General features: G+C 56.2%; 13 protein-coding genes. 7 read left to right on the top strand and 6 right to left on the bottom strand.

Annotated features, from left to right (window positions below):
* Positions 1-5: 5 nt before the first annotated feature.
* The 5 genes from P4G45_RS15250 (at position 6) to P4G45_RS15230 (ending at position 4,798) form a co-directional block, all read left to right on the top strand.
* The gene (locus tag P4G45_RS15250; protein WP_348267335.1) at positions 6-2,234 is read left to right on the top strand and encodes an AAA family ATPase; all 2,229 of its coding nucleotides are present in this window, start codon (positions 6-8) and stop codon (positions 2,232-2,234) included.
* Positions 2,235-2,713: 479 nt separating this feature from the next.
* Positions 2,714-2,944: a DUF3606 domain-containing protein gene (locus tag P4G45_RS15245; protein WP_348267334.1), complete on the top strand. Its 231-nt coding sequence runs from the start codon at positions 2,714-2,716 to the stop codon at positions 2,942-2,944.
* A 233-nt stretch (positions 2,945-3,177) separates the two neighbouring features.
* A complete protein-coding gene (locus P4G45_RS15240; RefSeq protein WP_348267333.1) occupies positions 3,178-3,654 on the top strand; it encodes an ester cyclase in 477 nt (158 codons plus the stop codon).
* A gap of 197 nt (positions 3,655-3,851) precedes the next feature.
* Positions 3,852-4,277, top strand: coding sequence for a hypothetical protein (locus P4G45_RS15235; RefSeq protein WP_348267332.1), 426 nt, complete (start codon positions 3,852-3,854; stop codon positions 4,275-4,277).
* Between the two features lie 32 nt (positions 4,278-4,309).
* Positions 4,310-4,798 carry a hypothetical protein gene (locus P4G45_RS15230; RefSeq protein WP_348267331.1) on the top strand — a complete coding sequence of 163 codons (489 nt, stop codon included), beginning with the start codon at positions 4,310-4,312 and terminating at the stop codon, positions 4,796-4,798.
* Between the two features lie 150 nt (positions 4,799-4,948).
* On the opposite strand, the gene P4G45_RS15225 is transcribed toward P4G45_RS15230, so the two are convergent.
* From P4G45_RS15225 to P4G45_RS15210, 4 genes are read right to left on the bottom strand one after another with little or no spacing between them, the layout of a single operon-like run.
* Complete coding sequence (locus P4G45_RS15225; protein WP_348267330.1) at positions 4,949-6,604, bottom strand: glycoside hydrolase family 28 protein; 1,656 nt, start codon at positions 6,602-6,604, stop codon at positions 4,949-4,951.
* A gap of 59 nt (positions 6,605-6,663) precedes the next feature.
* Positions 6,664-8,136, bottom strand: coding sequence for an efflux transporter outer membrane subunit (locus P4G45_RS15220; protein WP_348267329.1), 1,473 nt, complete (start codon positions 8,134-8,136; stop codon positions 6,664-6,666).
* On the bottom strand, positions 8,136-9,359 hold the full coding sequence (locus P4G45_RS15215) for an efflux RND transporter periplasmic adaptor subunit (protein ID WP_348267328.1): 1,224 nt from the start codon (positions 9,357-9,359) through the stop codon (positions 8,136-8,138). Before P4G45_RS15215 ends, P4G45_RS15220 begins: the two co-directional genes overlap by 1 nt.
* Positions 9,356-12,529 (bottom strand): efflux RND transporter permease subunit, encoded by a 3,174-nt coding sequence (locus tag P4G45_RS15210; RefSeq protein ID WP_348267327.1) that lies wholly within the window; start codon positions 12,527-12,529, stop codon positions 9,356-9,358. The genes P4G45_RS15215 and P4G45_RS15210 overlap by 4 nt, the downstream gene beginning before the upstream one ends.
* Before the next feature lie 172 nt (positions 12,530-12,701).
* Between P4G45_RS15210 and P4G45_RS15205 the strand changes: the two genes are divergently transcribed.
* Together P4G45_RS15205 and gyrB are read left to right on the top strand one after the other, a co-directional pair.
* A complete protein-coding gene (locus tag P4G45_RS15205) occupies positions 12,702-13,106 on the top strand; it encodes a response regulator (protein WP_348267326.1) in 405 nt (134 codons plus the stop codon).
* Between the two features lie 365 nt (positions 13,107-13,471).
* Positions 13,472-16,117: a DNA topoisomerase (ATP-hydrolyzing) subunit B gene (gyrB, locus tag P4G45_RS15200; RefSeq protein WP_348267325.1), complete on the top strand. Its 2,646-nt coding sequence runs from the start codon at positions 13,472-13,474 to the stop codon at positions 16,115-16,117.
* A 138-nt stretch (positions 16,118-16,255) separates the two neighbouring features.
* On the opposite strand, the gene P4G45_RS15195 is transcribed toward gyrB, so the two are convergent.
* Positions 16,256-19,627, bottom strand: a complete 3,372-nt coding sequence (locus P4G45_RS15195) for a family 78 glycoside hydrolase catalytic domain (RefSeq protein ID WP_348267324.1) — start codon at positions 19,625-19,627, stop codon at positions 16,256-16,258.
* 77 nt (positions 19,628-19,704) lie between these two features.
* Entirely contained in the window at positions 19,705-20,031 is a 327-nt protein-coding gene (locus tag P4G45_RS15190) for an L-rhamnose mutarotase (protein ID WP_348267323.1), read from the bottom strand.
* Between the last annotated feature and the right edge of the window lie 9 nt (positions 20,032-20,040).

Here is a 20,040-nt window from a genome sequence, read left to right as displayed (position 1 = left end):
TAATCATGAATATTCAGGATGTGAGAATCGAAAGATTTCGAAGCGCGGAATTGGTACAGCTTAAGAATGTCAATGATTTCAATGTTCTAATTGGGAAAAATAATTCTGGAAAATCCACTGCTCTCTTTGCAATAGAAGCCTTCTTTCAATGCCTAGGTGGCGAAGGTTTAGTCTCTTTAGCTCCTCCTTTCGGCAGAAAGATTGATTTCTATAAACAAATTCTCGATCAACCGATAATCATTTCATTAGCTTTTGCTCTTGATGAAGAAGAACGGAGGATCCTGCTGCAGGAGATCGCAAGAGAAGCTCCGCAGTTGAAAAACGTGATCGATGCCATCGATTCTTCCCTGTTGATTGAAATTTCAGTTGCAGTTACTGCGCTGCCTGATAATTATGCGTATGTAAAGTCAATCAAATTTTCTGGGACAGAAGGCTCTGCCGCCGAACCTAGTCGCACGCTATTGAATGTAAATGCAGTAGCGGCACAGGAGTTGGTTGCACGCCAACGTGCGATAAGCGCGTCAAATCAGAGCGTCAACGATATATCTAGATTCCTGGAAACTTTTGACTCTGATGATTTCACTCGAATCAAAAAGGATGAGGATGACACTAGAGCTTTCTTGAGATTTCGAGTGGCTGGGAGGCGTTCACTTATAGAAATGTCATCCCGTAGTTTGCAAGAAATAGAACAAATACTCAGAAGCTCTGATTCCTATTTGCAATTTCGGACAACTGCAACTGCCTATCGCAATCAGTTGGTTTCCGAATCAAAGAAGAATGCAAGTGAACCGCTAAAAAATTTTCTTCAGACCTTCTCTGGAGAACAATCGACTGCTCCAACCTATGCCCTTGATTTGCTTCACAGAGTCGTTAATACACGCCGTTTGTTCCTCGCAGAGAGACGTGAACCCGTTGGCAGAGTTGAAGCAAAACAATTGTTAGACTATAAAGTCACCCGAGGCGGACCCGAAACACTAAAGGACATTCAACAGAAGATTGAAGGCCTGCTGGGTGTCAAAGTAGACGCATTTGAAAGCAGAGCAAACGAATCGAACGAGCGAACAGCAGAAATGGACGTAGACAATTTTTTGCTAGAGGTCAATGGCTCTGGCGTAAAGGAAGCTCTACGTTTAATCCTCGATGTAGAACTGAAAAAACCGACATTGCTGCTTGTTGAAGAACCGGAGGTGCATCTTCACCCTGCACTTGAGACAAACATGATGCGTTATCTCCGGGAGGTGAGTCAGTCTTGTCAGGTTTTCGTTTCTACTCACTCGACTAATTTCTTAGATCTTGCCGGTACACAAAATGTGTATTTTGTCTCGAAAAAAACCTCCGCCAGCGAAATAAAACTGCTTGAAATTGGAGAGGCGGAGCGTCAAATTCCAGAAGACTTAGGCATTCGCCTCAGCTCTCTATTCATGTTTGACCGTCTTGTTTTTGTAGAAGGTCTAAGTGACGAGCTGGTCCTGAGAGAATTTGCAGCTCGTCTCAAAATCGACTTGAGTCAAGCAAATGTCGGATTCATACATATAGGTGGCTCACGAAATTTTTCATATTTTGCCAACGAAGCAACATTTTCTTTCCTTTCAAAGCGTCAAGTGAAAAGCACGTTTGTTTTGGACAAAGACGAACGTGATGACGCGGAGATTTTGAAGATGAAAGCGAGTCTTGGAGAGCGAGCCTCCCTGCACATGCTTTCTAGACGTGAACTCGAAAACTTCATGGTGAAGTCACGACCGCTCAAGGAATTCATCATCTTCAAAAGAGCTGTCTCTGGCATTAAACCAGATGCTGAGATCACTGATGAAGTAGTTACCGCAGCGCTACTTAGAAGCGCTGACCAACTGAGGCCTCTTTCCACAATGAAGAGGGCTACCCATAGCATTCTCAATAGTATTCATGTAGCGGTAGAGTGGACAGCAGAAGATGTTCTGGATCAAGCTCAAGGAAAGATTCTAGGCGAAATCGTGAGACTCCGGGAGCAGCTAACTGCTCAGGAAGCAGCCATCGGTCCAGTCCTAGAACAGTCGAGACGCTTTGTGGATGGGAACTGGAAGAGTCAGTGGATCAACTTGGTATTAGGAGACATACTCCTTGACAAAACCTGCCAGCAATTTGGGGTTAGATTTAAGAAAGTAACTGATGGGCCAAAACTCGCCTCATTCTATGAGGCAAATGAGATAGAAGGCGAAATTGCAACTCTACTTAAAAGTTTCGGCGCGGGGGCATAGCGGTACGTCGGCGGAGCCCCCATATCTCGGCTTTGAGATGTGGGCATTCGCGCAAAGTGCGAATGCCCCTTTCCAACCGGCAATCCGAACCCTTTCCCTTCTCCAGAATCCCCTCTGAAGAAATCTGTCAAGCCCCAATCTCTCCTAAACCCATGACCCTCAGCAACATAGCTATTGCAAAACAGTTCCTCTCCATTCGTTACAATTAAATCAGGGCTAAAACCGGGGAGACGCCGGAATAGGCCGAGCTTCTCACCTGGAATCAGGACTTTAGCGGAATTGCACAAGGAAAATCGAGACTTTCGTTCAAAGTCCAAGCCTAAGTGCCATGATTCGAATGCTTTGAGACTTGAGTACGGGGAGGGGGTACCTCTCACAGGCAAGGAGCTGGCGAGACCGGACGCGAAACTGACCCGTGGGTACATCCCCGATATCAGCTTTCTCATCCACCTAAGAGAACCGAAAAGAGGAAGCACCCCATGTCTGAGCATCACGACGCACCCAAAGTCCACGAACCCCACGCCATCCACGAAGAACACACCGAGGGCCCCCACGATCCCAAAGAGATCAACCCCAAGATGTCCTCCGACATCGCCTACTGGGCCAAAGAGTTCGGAGTCACCGGCGACCAGCTCCACGAAGCCATTCGCGTCCACGGCACCCACGTCGAGAAGGTCCGCGCTGCCCTCAACCAGCACAAGTCAACCTAACCCACAATTAACCCCGGAAAAACCCAAAAGACCCATCTTCACGCTGGCTTCATCGTCGTGGGGTGGGTCTTCGTGCTGCCCACGAACCGGCTCCAACCCCACGGCCAGATCACTGCTGTGGAAATTCTGCCAATCAAGTGGCCCAAATCTGACGCCACAATAGCTTTAGCCCCCCTCTGTAAACCGGAATCTAACCGGCCTATAATTCCAAGCCATGGAAAGGGGGATTCCGAATGTCCTCACACAACAAGCAACCACCCGATAACAAGCAAATCGTACGCAGGTTCATGGACGAGTGCTGGAGTCATGGAAAGCTCGACAGCATCCACGAACTTGTCGCAGACAAATGTCGTTTCCACGATCCTGTGTTCCCTTCTCTTACCTCAGGAGCGGAGAACATCAAAGCCCACATCGAGACCTGCCGCAGGGGCTTCCCCGACCTCAAGTTCGCCATTGACGACACCATCGCCGAACGAAACGAGGTCGTAATTCACTGGACAGCCCGCGGAACTCACACCGGAACATTCCTCGGCATGCCGCCGACCAACCGGAAGGCCACAGTCTCCGGCACTTCCATCTTCCGGATCGAAAACTCCAGGATTACCGAAACATGGGCGCACTGGAACCTGATGTCGATGATGGAGCAGCTCGGAGTCACAATGGCTCCGCAGGTTGAATCCTCGAAAGCCGAGTCGCGGATAAATGCCTGATCAGCAACTGGCCCACCCGTACCGCGAAGACTAAGGGGTGGGCCACTCTTGTCCTGCAACAGAACTTCGCTGGATCTGTTCCAGACGAAGTGCCCTGGAAGCTGGCCCGAGTTCTCCACGAATCGAAGAATTGGTGGGCGCCAGCGTTCTCAAAAAAATCTCTTTCCGTGGTCACCGAAAGCAGCATCTAACTGCGGATGATGAAGATACGCAACGCTATACTCATCGCCCCCCTCATGCTGACGATGGTCCTTCCTCTCAGCGGTCAGAATCGAAATTACCAGACCAACAGGGATCAAAACAACAGGAGTCAGAACTACCAGACCAACAGGAATTCCAACTTCTATAACGGAGTACGGAATGGCGGTCGCGGTGGCCAGTACAACGACAACCGACGCTATGACGACCGCAACCGTAATCACGGTGGCATCGGACCCGGCAAGGGAGCGCTCATCGGAGCAGGTGGCGGAGCCCTCCTCGGCGCGCTTTTCGGCGGCGGCTTGAAAGGAACCCTCATCGGCGGCGCGGCTGGCGCTGGCATCGGCGCGGTTGTGGGCAAGGCCCACCAGGACAACGAGCGCAACAATAATGACTATCGTTATGACGACCATCGACGCCGCTAACCCCATCTTCTGAAAGAAAGGGAACTCGATTTATGAAGACTCCGAACAATATGACAACGATCATCTCGAAGCCGCTCCCCGCCTGCTTGACCTCCCTTACGCTCGCCGCGTTTCTTCTGGTTACGGCCGGCTGCAATCCCAAAACGCCATCCCCAACCACTACTACTCCAGCGGCTTCGAGCGAAAGCGCTGTTCCAGGCCAATCACCGGTCTCCGTCACCCCTGCCGCCAACGAAGCTCCCGAGTCCCACTCCTGGACCGACCAGCAAATTCTCACGTGCACCGTCTCGCAGTGCTGGCACCTTGCTAACAAGAGCGAGGACACCTTCTTCGACATCGTTCAGCAATTGGCTGCGATCTCCGCTCAGAATCGCAATCTCACTCTCCCTGAGTCTCAGGCCGCAGGTCAACAGGTTGGTGAAGAGATCAAAACCAAGGCTAAAGCCGATCACGACCAGCTTCTCTATGCTGTAGTCGACGAGGCCGTACGGAAGGTAGGCCAGCCTGCTCCGGCAAAATAGGCGCAAAGCTTAGGGAATTACCGAGACATAAAAAGACGTATCCACTGAAACTGGATACGTCTTTTTTCTGCAGTTTTTAATCCGAAGTGCCCGCTGTGCTCGCGAGAGGAAGTGCTCTTTCGCTTCACAGGATATTGGAAATTGCTGTGGCTAGAGCGTCTTGTTGTCGGCGCTTTCCATCTGAGTGTCCTTTGCGGCCCTGCTGAGCAGGATGCGCAGGTCGGTCACTTTGTTGAGGCGGAAGGCAGCAGGATTAGTGGGAGCGGTGACAGCGATGAAGTCGGCGCGGTTGACGTCCTGAAGATAAAAGGATGGGCGCGGGTCGGCTTTTATCGGAGCGACTTCGACGTGGCTTAGCTCGAGGTTGTTGACGTGGCGGAAGAAGAACCCCTGCGCGGGCATGGGGCCAAACATACCTGGGTCGGGGTATTTTTCTACGTTTTCGGGCGGGACGACGTTGACGAGGTCGGCGTAATCTCCGCCCTGGTGCTGGATGTAGATGTTCGAGAGTTTGATGTCCTTGATCGCATAGCCCGGGATGCCGCTGAGGATAGAGCAGACGCGGGAGTTGTTGTTGAAGCTGACGAAGTTGTCGACGAGGATGCGCTGCAAGGTGCCGACGACGGTGCTTTGGTCCCCCGTTCCCTTGGGGCCGCGAAGGCGGGCGCCGAGGCGGAAGAAGATGGGTGACTCGACGACGTCGCGCTGGGTGATGTTGGAGATAGTGATGTCTTCGCAAAGGGCGCCGTCTTCGGACTCGAGCGCGAGACCGTGGCAACCTTCAAAGACGCAGTTTGAGATGGTGATGTTCTTGAAGCCGCCGTTCGATTCGGTGCCACACTTGATGCGGCCAGTGAAACCTACGCCCTTCGTGCCGGGAGCGAACTTCTTGAACGTGCCGTCGAGCACGGTGCCCAACTCGTAGGTTCCGGTGACATAGCAGTTGGTGATGGTGAGGTTTTCGGTGGCGCGGTTGTAGCCAAGTGCGAAGCTGGACTTGGGGCAGATGCCGTCGTCCCACGGAGAGTTGACGGTGCAGTTGGAGACGTGAACGTTCTTGCAGCAGTCGATGTCCATGCCATCGCGATCGGTGTCGATCTTGAGGTTGTCGATGGTGAGGTTGTCGACTCCGGTGAGGAGCAGGCCAAAGTGACCGCCCTTGAGAATAGAGAAGTCGCGGAGGATGACGTTGCGGCAATTTTTGAGGGAGATGGATTTGTTGCCGACGCCAGCTTGCTCGGCGATGTAGATGGGATAGTTGCCGCGAGCTACGCGACGAGCGCCGAAGCTGAGGCCCTTGCCATAGATGAGACCCGGGCCGGTAATGCTGAAGTCGTGGATGCCTTCGCCCCATATGAGAGAGTTGTGCCAGTGGTTGTGCCCGTAGTCCTGATAGGCGTCGTAGCTGGTGTTGGGCTCGGCTGCATCGTAGGTGCCGCCGTTGTAGCCGGTGCTCTCTCCGGGAAGCGGCGAGGCCGCCGCGAGGATGGTGCAGCCCTGCGAGAGAAAAAGGTCGACGTAGCTCTTCAGGTGAATGGAGAAGCAGAGGTAGGTTCCGGCAGGGAAGAGAACTGTGCCTCCTCCTGCTGCTGCGGCGGCTTCGATCGCTCGATTAATGGCCGGGGTGTCGACGATTTTGCCATCGCCTGTGGCCCCATAGGTGCGAACGTCAAAGATGCCAGGCGTGGAGTGGGACGATGGCTGGGGTGCGGCATAGGCAGAGGCAGGCATGGTGGCTGCGGCTGCGGCCAGGCCCATTCCGCCAAACTTGAGGAGATCGCGACGGGCAGAGTTGAAGGAGTCCATAGGCCAGCAATGCTAGCAGAAAAGTGGTCTGACCAGAAAGGGGTTCGCCGAGATTCTTATCAGAGCTTGGGTAAATTCGTGGTGTTCCAGCCCCCGCCGAGGGCTTTGATGAGCAGGACGCTGGCGTCCATCTGACGGCGCATGATGTCGATGTCGTTGCGCTCGTTGACGAGGGCGGTGGTTTGCGCAGTGACGACCTGAAGATAGGTGTCGATGCCGCCGACGTAGCGATTGTTGAAGATCTGCTGTGCGCTCTGTGCCGATTGCGTGGCCTGGCGCTGGTGTGCCGCCTCCCGGTTGAGGACGCGAAGAGCGGTGAGGTTGTCTTCGACCTGCTGGAAGGCGGTGAGCGATGTTTGCCGATAGTTGGCGACGGTTTCGTCGTAGGCTGCGTTGGCCTGCTCGGAGACAGAACGGCGGCGGCCTGCGTCGAAGAGGGTCTGCGACAGCGTTGGTCCGACGGCCCAGAGGAAGCTGGAGCGGCTGAGCAGGCTGGTGAGCGCGGTGGATTCGTAACCGGCGGCGGCGTTGAGCGAAAGCGTGGGAAAGTAGGCTGCGCGGGCGATGCCGATGCGGTCGTTGGCCTCGGCGACGCGGCGTTCGGCGGCGGCGATATCGGGTCGGCGCTCAAGAAGCTCGGAGGGAAGGCCCACGGGAATTGCAGGAGGGCGGGCGTGGAGCGGGGTTGCGGCGAGGGTGAACGTCGCCGGGGCCTGGCCGAGCAGGACGGCGATAGCGTGCTCGTACTGCGCGCGTAGCAGAGTTACGTCGCTGGCTTCGACGCGAGCTGCTTCAAGTTGGGTGCGGGCCTGATCGACGTCGGATTGCGGAGCGACGCCGCCTACGAAGCGGTTATTGGTGATGCGGTAGGCATCTTCGTAATCCTTGACGGTGTCATTGAGGAGTTTTTCTTCGGCGTCGGCAGTGCGCGCCTCGAAGTAGTCGATGGCGAGTTCGGCCTGCAAGCTGAGGAGTGCCGTCTGCATGTCGGCGGCACTGGCCTGAGCCTCTTCGCGGGAGGCGTTGACGCCATGGCGGATGCGGCCCCACAGGTCGATCTCGTAGTTGAGGTCGAGAGGGAGCTGAAGGTCGGCGGCGTTGTTATTGCCGTTAGCGGCGTTGAAATAGGGACGATTGCTGGAGTCGCGCAGACCGCCTGCAAAGGGCGAGACGCCGAGGGTGGGGGAGAGGCTGGAGCGGTTGTACTGAATGAGCGCGCGAGCCTGGCGGAAACGGGCTTCGGCTGCCTTGAGGTTTTGATTTTCCGTGGCGATCTTTGGCTCAAGCTGGTTGAGTTGGTCGTCGCCGAAGATCGTCCACCAGTCTCCGCGGAGAACAGTGTCGGCGGGCTGGGCAGGATGCCAGTTGGCGTCTTCTTTGAAGTTGCTGGAAGTGGGCGAGGCTTCCTTGTACGTGGGTGCAAGTGGCACTGTCGGCTTGACGTACTTGGGGCCGACCATGCAGCCGGAGAGCAGCAGCGCGGCTGAACCAAATAAAGCGAGGCTGGAGGTCGCGATGGCGGATCGGGTCATTATTCACCCGCCTGTTTCTGCTGACTGACGTGGACCTGCTGGCCGTCGATGAGGGAGTCGGAGGGATCGAGAATGACCTCGTCGGTTGGCTTGAGGTCGGAGGCGGCGACTTCGACGACCTGACCCGCGTCGTGCGTGATCGTGATCGGCACGAGATCGACCTTACCGTCGCGGACGACACCGACGCGCAGGCCCTCGCTGCGGAAGAGGAGCGTGTTTGAGGGGATGGTGAGGTTGGCGATGCGTTCTGGCACTTTGAAGTGGACGAAGACGTAGGCGCCGGGAAGGAGCAGGCCTTTGGGATTGTCGACGTCGACCTCGACATTAAGGGTGCGGGAGGCGGCGTCGATCATGTTGGAGTTGCGAGTGATGGTTCCTTCAAATTTCTGGCCCGGATACTGGTCGAGCGTGAGTGTAGCCTTACCACCATTCTTGATGTCACCCGCATAGGCCTCGGGCACGGGAACGTAGACGCGAATCTTGTCGATGGCCGCGAGGTGGAAGAGCTCTTTAGGCGTGGAGCTTGACCCGGCGTCAATCAGAGCGCCGACATCGGTGTTGCGGACGGTGACGATGCCATCGAAGGGGGCGTAGACCTTCTCAAACGACTGCAACTGCTGGAGCCGGCGGACGTTGGCCATAGCGGCGTCGACGGCAGCCTTTTTTGCGGCCTCATCGCCGGTCGCCTGGTCGGTCTCCTGTTTGGAGACGGAGTTGGTCTTGAGCAGATTGATATAGCGGGCAGCGGTGGTATTGGCGAGATCGAGGTTGGCTTGCGTGCTCTTGAGGTCGGCCTCGGCGACCTGTAGCTGCTGGTCGAGTTCAGGGGTCTCGATGACGGCCATCAACTGACCTTTGCGAACATGGGCTCCGATATCGAAGTACCAGTGCTTGAGGTAGCCGCTGGTTCGGGCGTAAATGGGAGTGTCCATGTAGGCCTGAGTGTTTCCCGGAAGGGAGATCTCGGGCGAAAGGGGCGCGGCGGAGGGGTGGATGATGTTGACCGTCGGGATGGCCGAGGCCTGGGTGCGCTTCTCGAGATTGTGTTCGGCGGAAGAGCGGGAGACGATGCCGAAAATGATCACGACCACAAGGGCAATGGCGACGATGGCCAGAGTGATCCATACGCCGGCGGAGAAGCCTCGCTTTTCAGGCGTGGGGTTGGGCGTTGTCGGCCGATAGTGTGATGGGGCGGTCGTTTCGGTATTTATTTCGGTACTCATACCAGCTCCTGAAATTCCTGTCCGGGTACTGGCTCCGGGTTGCGTTTGTGTCGGCCATGAAGGAGTGCGAAGACTGCGGGGACGAAGATCAGCGTGGCGACGGTGGCGCAAGTGAGGCCACCGATGACGGCACGGCCCAGAGGCGCGTTCTGCTCGCCGCCTTCGCCGAGACCGAGGGCCATGGGAATCATGCCGATGATCATGGCGAGCGCGGTCATAATGACGGGGCGGAAGCGGGTGGCTCCAGCTTCGAGCGCGGCGGTGATTGCCTCTCCGTGGTATTCGAGCCGCTCCTTTGCGAAGGAGACGACGAGGATGCTGTTGGCTGTGGCCACGCCCATGCACATGATCGCACCCATCAATGCGGGAACGCTAAGCGTCGTATGCGTGATGAAGAGGAAGAGGACGATTCCGGCGAGGGCCGCAGGCAGGGCAGTGATGATGATGAAGGGATCGAGCCAGGACTGAAAGTTGACGACGATCAGCAGGTAGACCAGAACGATGGCGAAACCGAGGCCGGAGAGCAGGCCGATGTAGGAGGTTCGCATGGTTTCGATCTGGCCGCGCACTCGAAGGAAGCTGCCGCGGGGCAGCGACTTCTCGCTAGAGGCGACGATCTTGTCGATCTGGCGGGCGATGGAGCCGAGGTCACGGTCCTGCACGTTGCCGTAGATGTCCAGCACACGGCGAAGATTGTAGTGATTCACCACAGCCATCTCGGTCCCGCGCTGGATGCTGGCGACGTCGGCGAGGATCTCGGGCGTCTTCATGCCAGCTGAGGAGATGGGGATGTTGCGCAGATCGCTGAGCGACTGAATGTCGTACTCCGGGGTCTGGGCGACGATGCTGTAGTTGACTCCGTTCTTCGCATTCAGGAAGAACATAGGGCTAAGCTGCGAGCTTCCGCTGAGGATGTTGACGATACTGCCGCCGACATCGCGCTCGGTGTAGCCGCCCTGCGAGGCCTTGGTGCGGTCGACGTTGATCCTGAGGGTGGGGTAGTCGTCGGGCTGCTGGATGCGCAGATCGACGAGACCCGGGACCTGGCGGAACTGGCGCAGAAGTTCGTTGGCGACTTTGCGGTTGCCGGTGATGTCGGCACCTTCCACCTGCACGTCGATGGGGGACGGCAGACCGAAGTTGAGGATCTGCGTAACGATGTCCGATGGCAGGAAGTAGAAGATGGTGCCGGGAAATTCGCCGGAGAGCTTGTCCCTCAGCGAGCGGACGTAGTCGTCTGTCGGATGGTGTTTCTCTTTGAGCGAGACGAGGATGTCGGCATCCCCTGAGCCGATGAGCCCGGAGGTGGCGTGCTGGAAGTTCATCGGGCTGTAGGGAAGGCCGATGTTATCGAGGATATTGTCCAGCTCCGACGAGGGGACTGTCCTGCGGATCGACTGTTCGACCAGATCGCAAAGTCGCGCTGTCTCTTCGATGCGGGTTCCGCTCTTAGCGCGGACATGCAGGATGAAGGAACCGTTATCGGTGCTGGGGAAGAAGTTCTGCCCAAGGAACGGCAGAAGAATGAATGCGCAGAGACAAAGGACGAGAAACAACGGAACGAAGAGTAGTCGAGCCTCAACGAGGCGTCCAAGGACATCCTGATAGGTGCTGCGGATGCCTTCAAAGCCGCGCTCGAAGCCACGCTGGAAACGAGAGAAGATATTGCGTGAGGGAACGGCGACGTGGGCATGTGCTTTGAGCAGGTACATCGCCATGGTGGGCACCAGGGTCCGCGACAGGACATAGGAGGCGAGCATGGCGAAGACGACGGCTTCGGCAAGTGGGACGAAGAGGAAGCGGGAGACGCCGCTCAGGAAGAACATCGGCAGGAAGACGATGCAGATGCAGAGCGTGGAGACGAGAGCGGGAACGGCGATCTGAGAGGCGCCGTTGAGGATGGCCTCGTGGAGGCCCTGCCCTTCTTCGAGATAGCGCTCGATATTTTCGATGGTGACGGTGGCGTCGTCGACGAGGATACCGACGGCGAGGGCGAGACCGCCGAGCGTCATGATATTGATTGTCTCGCCGAGGAAGCTGAGAACGATGATCGAGGTGAGGATCGACAGCGGGATGGAAACGGCGATGATGACGGTGCTCCGCCAACTGCCGAGGAAGAGCAGAATCATCAGCCCGGTCAGCACGGCGGCGATGATGGCTTCGCGGATGACCCCCTGGATGGAGGCACGGACGAAGAGCGACTGGTCGCCAATAGGCCGGATGTTGAGCTCCGGCGGCAACGTTGTTTTGAGACGTGGCAGCAGGTCGCGGATTCCGCCGACCACGCTGAGGGTCGAGGCCTTGCCCGATTTGAGGACGCTAAGCAGAACGCCGCGGTGGCCGTCCTGACGGACGATATTAGTCTGCGGAATGCTGCCGTCGTTCACGGTAGCCACATCGCGGATGTAGACGGTTGACCCGTTCACCTGGCGGACGGGCAGATTGCTGATCCCTTCGATGGTTAGCGGCGATGAGTTGAGCACAATGTCGTATTCGTCCCTGCCGATCTTTGCCGTCCCGCCCGGCTGGACGACATTCTGCTGGGACATGGCATTAAGCACGTCGATAGGCGACAACCCCTTGGCTTGTAGAAGCTTGGGGTTGAGGTCGATCATGACGGAGCGTTGTTTGCCTCCATAGACGTTCGGCACGATGGCGCCGGGAATCGTGATGAGCTGGGGGCGGACAAAGTTGAGGCCTAGATCGTTTAGCTGCTGCTCCGACAGTCCTCTGCCGGAGAGGCCAAGCTGGAGGATGGGCACGCTGGAGGCGCTGAAGTTGATGATTTCAGGTGGCAGGATGCCAGGAGGCAGCGACTTGAGCTCGAATTCCGAGACGGCGCTTACCTGGGCGTTGGCGGTGTCGACACTGGCGCCAGGCTGGAGATAGATTTTAACAACGACCCAGCCGCGGACGGTGGTGGATTCAATGTGTTGAACGTTGTCGACCAGAGCAGTGACGGCCTTCTCAAACGGCGTGGTCACGCGGCCTTCGAGTTCCTCGGGGTTGAGGCCGGTGTAGCTCCATGCCACGGAGACGACCGGAATATCAATGTTGGGAAAGATGTCTGTGGGCGTACGCAGAATGACTACCGGGGCCGCGATAAGGATGAGGATCGCCAGCACGATGAAGGTGTAGGGCCGATTAAGGGCTAATTTTACGATCCACATTCGAAGAAAGCCTCTTACGCCCGCCGGGCGGCGTTGTCATAGGTAAGTCAGTTTTGCGGCACATTGGGTTAGACATGCTTACAACCAAAAAATATGCAAACTGCGCGATTATCGATGTATTCGAGCGTATACCGTAACTTGGCGGCCATTTCCTGGCATGAAATAATTATCCATGATCAGACCCTGTTTTCTCGTCATTGATCGAGAGTTTCCAGGAAGCATCTCTACCCGCAAGCTCGTAATCGAGACAGCCAAGTTCAATGTATTGACGGCCTACAGCGGTGCGGAAGCGTTGGAAACTTTCAAAAGGTTTCCGGCCGTCCACGGCGTGGTGCTCGATAGCGGGCTCGAAGACATCAGTTGTGCGGAGGTCACAAAGGCGATTAAGCAGCTTCAGCCGGACCTCCCTGTGATTGTCATTATCGGACCGTCTTCTCCTCAGTGCCCCGGGGCAGATCATCTATTGGAGTCATTCGATCCGGCGAAGCTGCTGGAGGTTCTCCGCAGCCTGACGCCTCAGGCTCAGGAAGAAATTGAAAAGCGGAACGAGGATCTCAGCAAGCAACATCTGCAGTAAGCCAGATAGAATCGCGTTCTGCCATCGCCTTTAGGGTCTCTTTTAGCGTCGCTGGCGCTCCTCTCGGGGGACTTCTTTTTAATGGCTATGGCGAACATTCTTCTACGCCTTCCTTGCGCTCCGGCGTGGCGGCTGTAAGGTCAACAAAATGCTGTTGTTAGGCGATCAAGATTACTGTCTCGATGCGACTCTGAAAACGCTGAGAAAGGCCTTCCGGCGTGGTATACTTGAGATATCGAAAACTACGGCTGGACGTGAGCAAAGTGCTGGATTGACGCGGCTTTTGCGAATTTAGAAGCAGCACCGTTCCGAGTGGGTTTCCGAGCATTTTCCCGAGCATTTCAGCTACGGCTGCATGGAGCTACATGGCAACGACGGCTATCCCCACCGAGACCGACCTTTTGACACAGCAAGCAGATACAGCAGCCGAGGCGCCCAGGAAAGAGGGTGGCGGGTATTCTGCTGAAAACATTACGGTTCTGGAAGGATTGGCGGCGGTGCGTCTGCGCCCGGCCATGTATATCGGCTCGACCGGAGAGCAGGGGCTGCACCATCTTGTATATGAGGTAGTCGATAACTCCGTGGACGAGGCGCTCGGCGGCCATGCGACCCGGATTGACGTTACTATCCATGTCGATAACTCGATTACCGTGGTCGATGATGGGCGCGGTATTCCGGTGGACGATAAGGTCATCAACGGAGAGAAGATGCCTGCGGTGCAGGTGGTTTTAACCATGCTCCATGCAGGTGGCAAGTTCGATGCCTCCAACTATAAGGTTTCGGGTGGATTGCATGGCGTCGGCGTGAGCTGCGTGAACGCGCTCTCCGAAGAGTTCGACGTCGAGATCTGGCGCGACGGTTTCGCCTGGGAGCAGGACTATTCCAAGGGTGCGCCGATCAGCAAGCTGCGCAAGATGGGGCCGAGCAAGCGCAAGGGAACGAAGGTCCACTTTCTTCCGGACAAGAGCATCTTTACCGTCACCGAGTTCAGCTACGACACGCTGGCTCAACGGCTGCGTGAGCTTGCCTTCCTGAACAAAGGGCTGGAGATCCACCTGACGGATGAACGCACCACCGACACGAAGACGGGCGAGAGCAAGCACCAGGAGTTCAAATACGTCGGCGGCATCGCAGAGTTCATCAAGCATCTGAACAAGGGCAAGGCGGTACTCCACGAGAAGCCGATCTACATGGAGGCCGAGCGCGACAACGTCGCCATGGAGATCGCACTCCAGTACAACGACGCTTACTCCGAGACCGTATTCACGTTTGCGAACAACATCAACACGGTCGACGGCGGAACGCATCTTTCGGGCTTCAAGACGGCGCTGACCAGGACCATCAATGCGGCGGGGCAGTCGCTTGGGCTATTCAAGGACGTAAAGGAGAACCTGAGCGGCGATGACGTGCGCGAAGGTCTGGTCGTCGTCATCAGCGTGAAGCTGAGCCAGCCGCAGTTTGAAGGGCAGACGAAGGGCAAGCTGAACTCCGACATCGCCGGAACGGTGCAGGCGTTCGTGAACGAGCGGCTGGGCGGTTTTCTGGAGCAGAACCCGTCGGTGGCCAAGAAGATCATCAATAAGGCGATTGACGCCGCGCGTGCCCGTGAGGCTGCGCGCAAGGCTCGTGACCTGACTCGGCGCAAGGGCGCTTTGGATGGCGGCGGCCTGCCGGGCAAGCTGGCCGACTGCTCGGAGCGACAGCCGGATCGTTGCGAACTCTACCTCGTCGAGGGAGAGAGCGCCGGTGGCACGGCCAAACAAGGCCGCGACCGCAAGTTTCAGGCGATTCTTCCGCTGAAGGGTAAGATTCTGAACGTCGAGAAGGCACGCTACGACAAGATGCTGGGGCATGAAGAAATTCGCGCCATGATTACGGCGCTTGGCTGCGGCATTGGCAAGGACGACTTCGACGCGACCAAACTGCGCTACGGCAAGCTGATTCTGATGACCGACGCCGACGTCGACGGATCGCACATTCGTACGCTGCTGCTGACCTTCTTCTTCCGGCATATGACGGAGTTGATCAAGCGCGGTCATGTCTATATCGCGCAGCCACCGCTCTATCGCATCAAGAAGGGCAAGTTTGAGCAGTACATCAAGGACGATCGCGAGTATGTGAGCGTCATGGTGAAGCGCGCCTCCGATGGCATGGTGATTCGCTATGGCGATGGCGGCGCGAAGCTCGAAGGCTCGGCACTGACGAAGTACATGACCCAGTTGAACGACTATCTCGGCTTCTTCGACAAGGTGCTGAAGCGGTTGCGCAATGAGGAAGTGACGCAGGCGTTTGCCGAGATCTTCGCGCAGGAAGGCAAGGATTCGGCGCGGCGTGTGGACTTCGAGTCGCCAGCGAAGCTGGAGGCCATGCGCGAACGGCTGCAAGCTGTGGCGAAGACCTATCAGTTCAAGCACGTGAGCGATGTGGTGCTCGACGAAGAGCATCGGGTGTATTCGGTGAACTTCACCGACGCGCAGGGCGCAGTGCGATCGATCGACTGGACGCTGGCTTCAACCGCGGAGAGTCGCCAGATGCTCGGCAAACATGCTCAGATTCGCGAGGAGTTGAAGGGACCGTTCTTCATCGAATACTCGACGAAGACCAAGGCGGAGGCCGCTGTCGAAGAGGCTGAAGAAGCAGCGTCGGAAGAGGGAGTAGCGGAGACTGCATCAGCACCTGGCACGGCGCTCGAGGCCAAGCCGGGCAAGCGGGTGAGCAAGGCTTCGCATGATCCGGTTGAGAAGAAGACGGCGCGCGAGGTGTTTGAATACGTTATCGAGCAAGGCCGGAAAGAGTATCAGGTCCAACGGTATAAGGGACTGGGCGAGATGACGGCTCCGCAGCTTTGGGACACGACGATGGACCCGGAACGGCGCACGCTGCTTCAAGTCAAACTCGAGGATATTGCTGCCTGCGAGGAGATCTTCACCACGCTGATGGGCGAAGATGTCGAGAGCCGGCGCAAGTTCATTGAAGAAAATGCGCTGGATGTAAAGAACCTGGATATCTAACGTTCAAGAATTGATGATGATGGTGGTCTCGCTCTTCAGATTTCGATGAAAGAGACAGAGAGGTCTCTCCCCCTGCGTAACGCCCAGTAAATCTGGCGCTGCGCAGGGGATTATCTGTTACCGAACATTCAGAATTTTCTAGTTCGGAACTGAACCATTGAAAGCATTCATCGATATTTTGAAGGAATAGGTTCCCGAGGGCAGCCTATAGGCATTCTCTTCCAAATGGATCTTATCGTTGCTCGCAAGTGGTTTTCCATCGAGCATCATCGAATACATCTTCGTCGAGGTGAGAGGCAGAACAGCGGTCGCGTTCGGTGGTATCGTCACATTCCACACGGCGTCAGCGCCATTTATCTTCCAGTTTGAGCTGACTGTTCCATAGGGTGAATCGTAGGCGAAGTTCAGGTTGCCGATCCGCGCATCGAAGTTCGGGTGGAGATATATTGTGTGGAAGCCCGGATCGCTCGCAACTGTATCGATGCCTGCTGCATAACGGTACATCCATTCGGCGACAGCTCCATACGCGTAGTGGTTGTAGGAGTTCATGCTCGGATCTCCCCGCATCTGATCGCCATTCCAACGCTCCCACATCGTTGTTGCGCCATGTTCTATGAGATAGCCCCATGAGGGATAACTTGTATTGAGCAGCAATCGGTACGCTACATCGCTATGGCCGGTGTCTGAAAGTACCTCAAGCAGATAAGGAGTTCCCAGAAAGCCTGTTCCCAGCAACCAATGATTGTCCTGTATTTTTTTTACCAGCTTCTCCGCGGCTGCGGCACGTAACTCGTCCGGAATTAAATTCATGTGGAGAGCGAGAACGTACCCTGTCTGCGTCTCAACAATTGACTTTGTCTTATCGCTTTGCACATCGGAAGAGATCGTCGGCGGAGGAATGCTTGGATAGTGGTCGACCGTTCCGACAAAACCATCGGAGCGAACATAGGCCTTGGCAAAGGCCGCCTTGATCTGTTCAAAAAGATCGCCATATTTTGCTGCCTCGGCAGAGCGTCCCGAAGCGGTGGCCATGTCTTTCATCAACGAGACGTCGTATGCCCAATATGCCGTAGCAATCAGATCTTCAGGTGTCGTCTGCGTCGGCGTTAGCCAGTCGCCAAAGGGAGTGCCGAATCCGTTTCTCCAAAGATAATCGGGATTTTGCTTCTGGATTGCGGCGAGATATTTCTCCATTGCGTCCCAGTTCTGTTCGATGATGCGTTTGTCGCCGCTCTGTATCCAGCCGGTCCAGGGAATGATGACGCCGGCGTCGCTCCAGCCTGTCCCGAAGCCAGGATTAGGCGTAATTGTTCCCGGCGCAAAGATTCCATACATCGGTGTGCCTACCTGCGTCCCTCGCAGATCACTGGCGTACTTCTGGGTGAAGGCATCAAGATCCATGTTGTACGCCGCTGTGCGCCAGAATACCTGCGCGTCAGCGGACCAGCCGAGTCGTTCGTCACGCTGCGGACAATCTGTTGGAACTCCGATGAAGTTTGACCGCTGCCCCCAGAGGATATTGGCCCACAGTTGATTGACCATCTTGTTCCCGGTCTCAAACCGAGAGGTGAACGGCGCATCGGTATGGAAGACGACAGTCTTTATAGCATCGAGCGCGGGTTTCGCATCGAGCCCTGTCACTTCCAGATATCGAAAGCCATGGTAGGTGAACTGCGGCTGGTAGGTCTCTCCACTCTCCCCGCCAGTGCCAGCGAGGATGAAGTGATCTGTCGCCTTCGCAGTGCGCAGGTTCTCGACATACATCGTTCCATCGGGATTGAGTACTTCGGCAAATCGCAGCTTGATGTCCTGGCCGCGGCGTCCCTTGATGCGCACGCGCGGTACACCGGAAAGGTTCTGACCAAAGTCGTAGATATACACGCCGGGAGCAGGGCTGCTGATGCTCTTGGCGATCATCACCTTCTCTTCACGGATCGGCTGGAAATACTGAGCAACGATCTGCGGCTCTTTCGGCGTGACGAGAGTGACAGGCTTCCATCTTGCATCCGCGAACGACGCTGTATCCCAGCCAGGCTGCACCAGACGTGCATCGTAGGTCTCGCCGTCATAGATCTCCGCGCTGAGAATTGCGGATAGGTCCGCCTTCCAACTATCGTCAGTGCTGATCCACTCGACTGAGCCATCGTTATGTTCAATACGCAGTTGGGCCTTCAGTGCAGGAGGTGTGGATCCATAGTTATTTCCCTGCCGGAACCACATCAACGGTGTGCTGTACCAGCCAGGAGCAAGATACGCTGCAATGGCGTTTTTCCCGGCCACTATCTGCGAGGTCACGTCATAGACCTGATAGGGCACATGCTCGCGAAAGTCCATCCATCCTGGAGCAAGAATCTGATCCCCGACAGGCTTGCCGTTGATGTGAAATTTGTAAGCACCCAATGCCGTGGCATAGAGGCGTGCCGAAGCGATTGGCTTTGACACAGCAAACGCACGGCGAAGCAGCGTCACAGGCCCAGTGGGCCATGGATCGCCCAACGGACTGCCACCGGCCTCCGCAGACTTCGGCGTGAACGGTTCCGCGCTCTTCCAGGATGAGTCGTCGAACTGCGTTGAAAACCAGTCCCCTCGCGCATCTAATGCTGCCTTCCAGCCGGAAGACGCGCTGGTAAGTACATTTACAGAGCCGTCCGCCATCACAAGATAAAGACACATACTCATTGGAGTTTGAGTTTCCGTCTGTATCGCTCGTCCGCCTTGTAAGTTGAAGTGCGTGATCCCAATGGCGAGCTGGTTCTTCCCTTGATGCAGATTCGACGTGATCTCCTTGCTAACGTAAGTACCCCATGGCATCTGCTTCCATGGCGTCAACGGCTTTGCTTCCAGAACCTGCTCTCCATTAACCCAGGCTGCCGCTGTATCTTGTCCGGTCGTATAGAGCACGGCACGCTTTATCGTTTGCCTCAGATCGAAACTGAACCGGAAGTCGTGATGGGTGTCCCCTGGCGACGTAAAGTTCGGGACCGCAGGGTTAGTAATCCAGATTGCTCCCGCCTCACGAATGCTATGCAGTTCCGGCGCTTCATAGCTGATCCATTTCCCCTTCCATGCGTCTTGGGTAAGCAGTCCCATCTCCCACCAGCTTGTCGCGCTCGCGGGATAAGGCTTGCCATCCTTGCCCCATACCTTTACTCGCCAGTAATAACGCTTTTCAGCTTCCAGACGTGGCCCAGCGTAAGGTACGTCCACGGATTGCTCGGAACTAACCCGGCCGCTGTCCCATACATCTGCCTTCGCACTGGCATCCGGCTTGCTCGAAACCATGATCTCGTAAGCCGTCTGCTTCGCACCCCACGCCTTGTCTTGTAACTGCCACGAGAGGAGAGGGTTGGCGGTATCGATCCCAAGCGGCCTTACCAGCGAATCGCACTTCAGGCCGGTGGGCCGCGTGTCGGCAGTGGAGGCCGCATATGCAATGGAAGAAAAGACAAAGACGACGACAACCGCCCGGATGATCCAGTGGCTTTCGCCCACAGACTGCAACCTATTCATGGGGCCTCTCATATTTCAAACTTCATATCTTCAAAGTCCGGCTCGTGGTCGGCGGATAAAGATGCCTCTTCTATGGTTCAGGATCTTCCTTTCATAAAGAAGACCTCAGACATCATCGCGAGGGTCTCGCCTGGCCGCAGGCCGGGGACCGGCTCAAACAAAGGAGCCATCTTTTCCTGCCAGCGCCGATTCACATCGCTGGCGGCAAGTTGCGACGTCAATTTTTGAAAGTCGGGCACGTGCATGTACAGAAACAACTGCTGGTCGCGCCGGAAGATCGAGTACTCGGAGACGCCAAACGATTCCAGCTCCCTCAGCAATTCGGGCCACACATGTCGGTGCTCTTCGTCATACTCCTCCACCTTGTCGGCCTTGATCCGCAACTGGAAGGCGATTCGTTCCACAGTACTTCT

The organism is Edaphobacter paludis, assembly GCF_039993895.1.
GTDB classification, from domain to species: domain Bacteria; phylum Acidobacteriota; class Terriglobia; order Terriglobales; family Acidobacteriaceae; genus Edaphobacter; species Edaphobacter paludis.
This window is presented reverse-complemented; position numbering and strand designations above follow the sequence as displayed.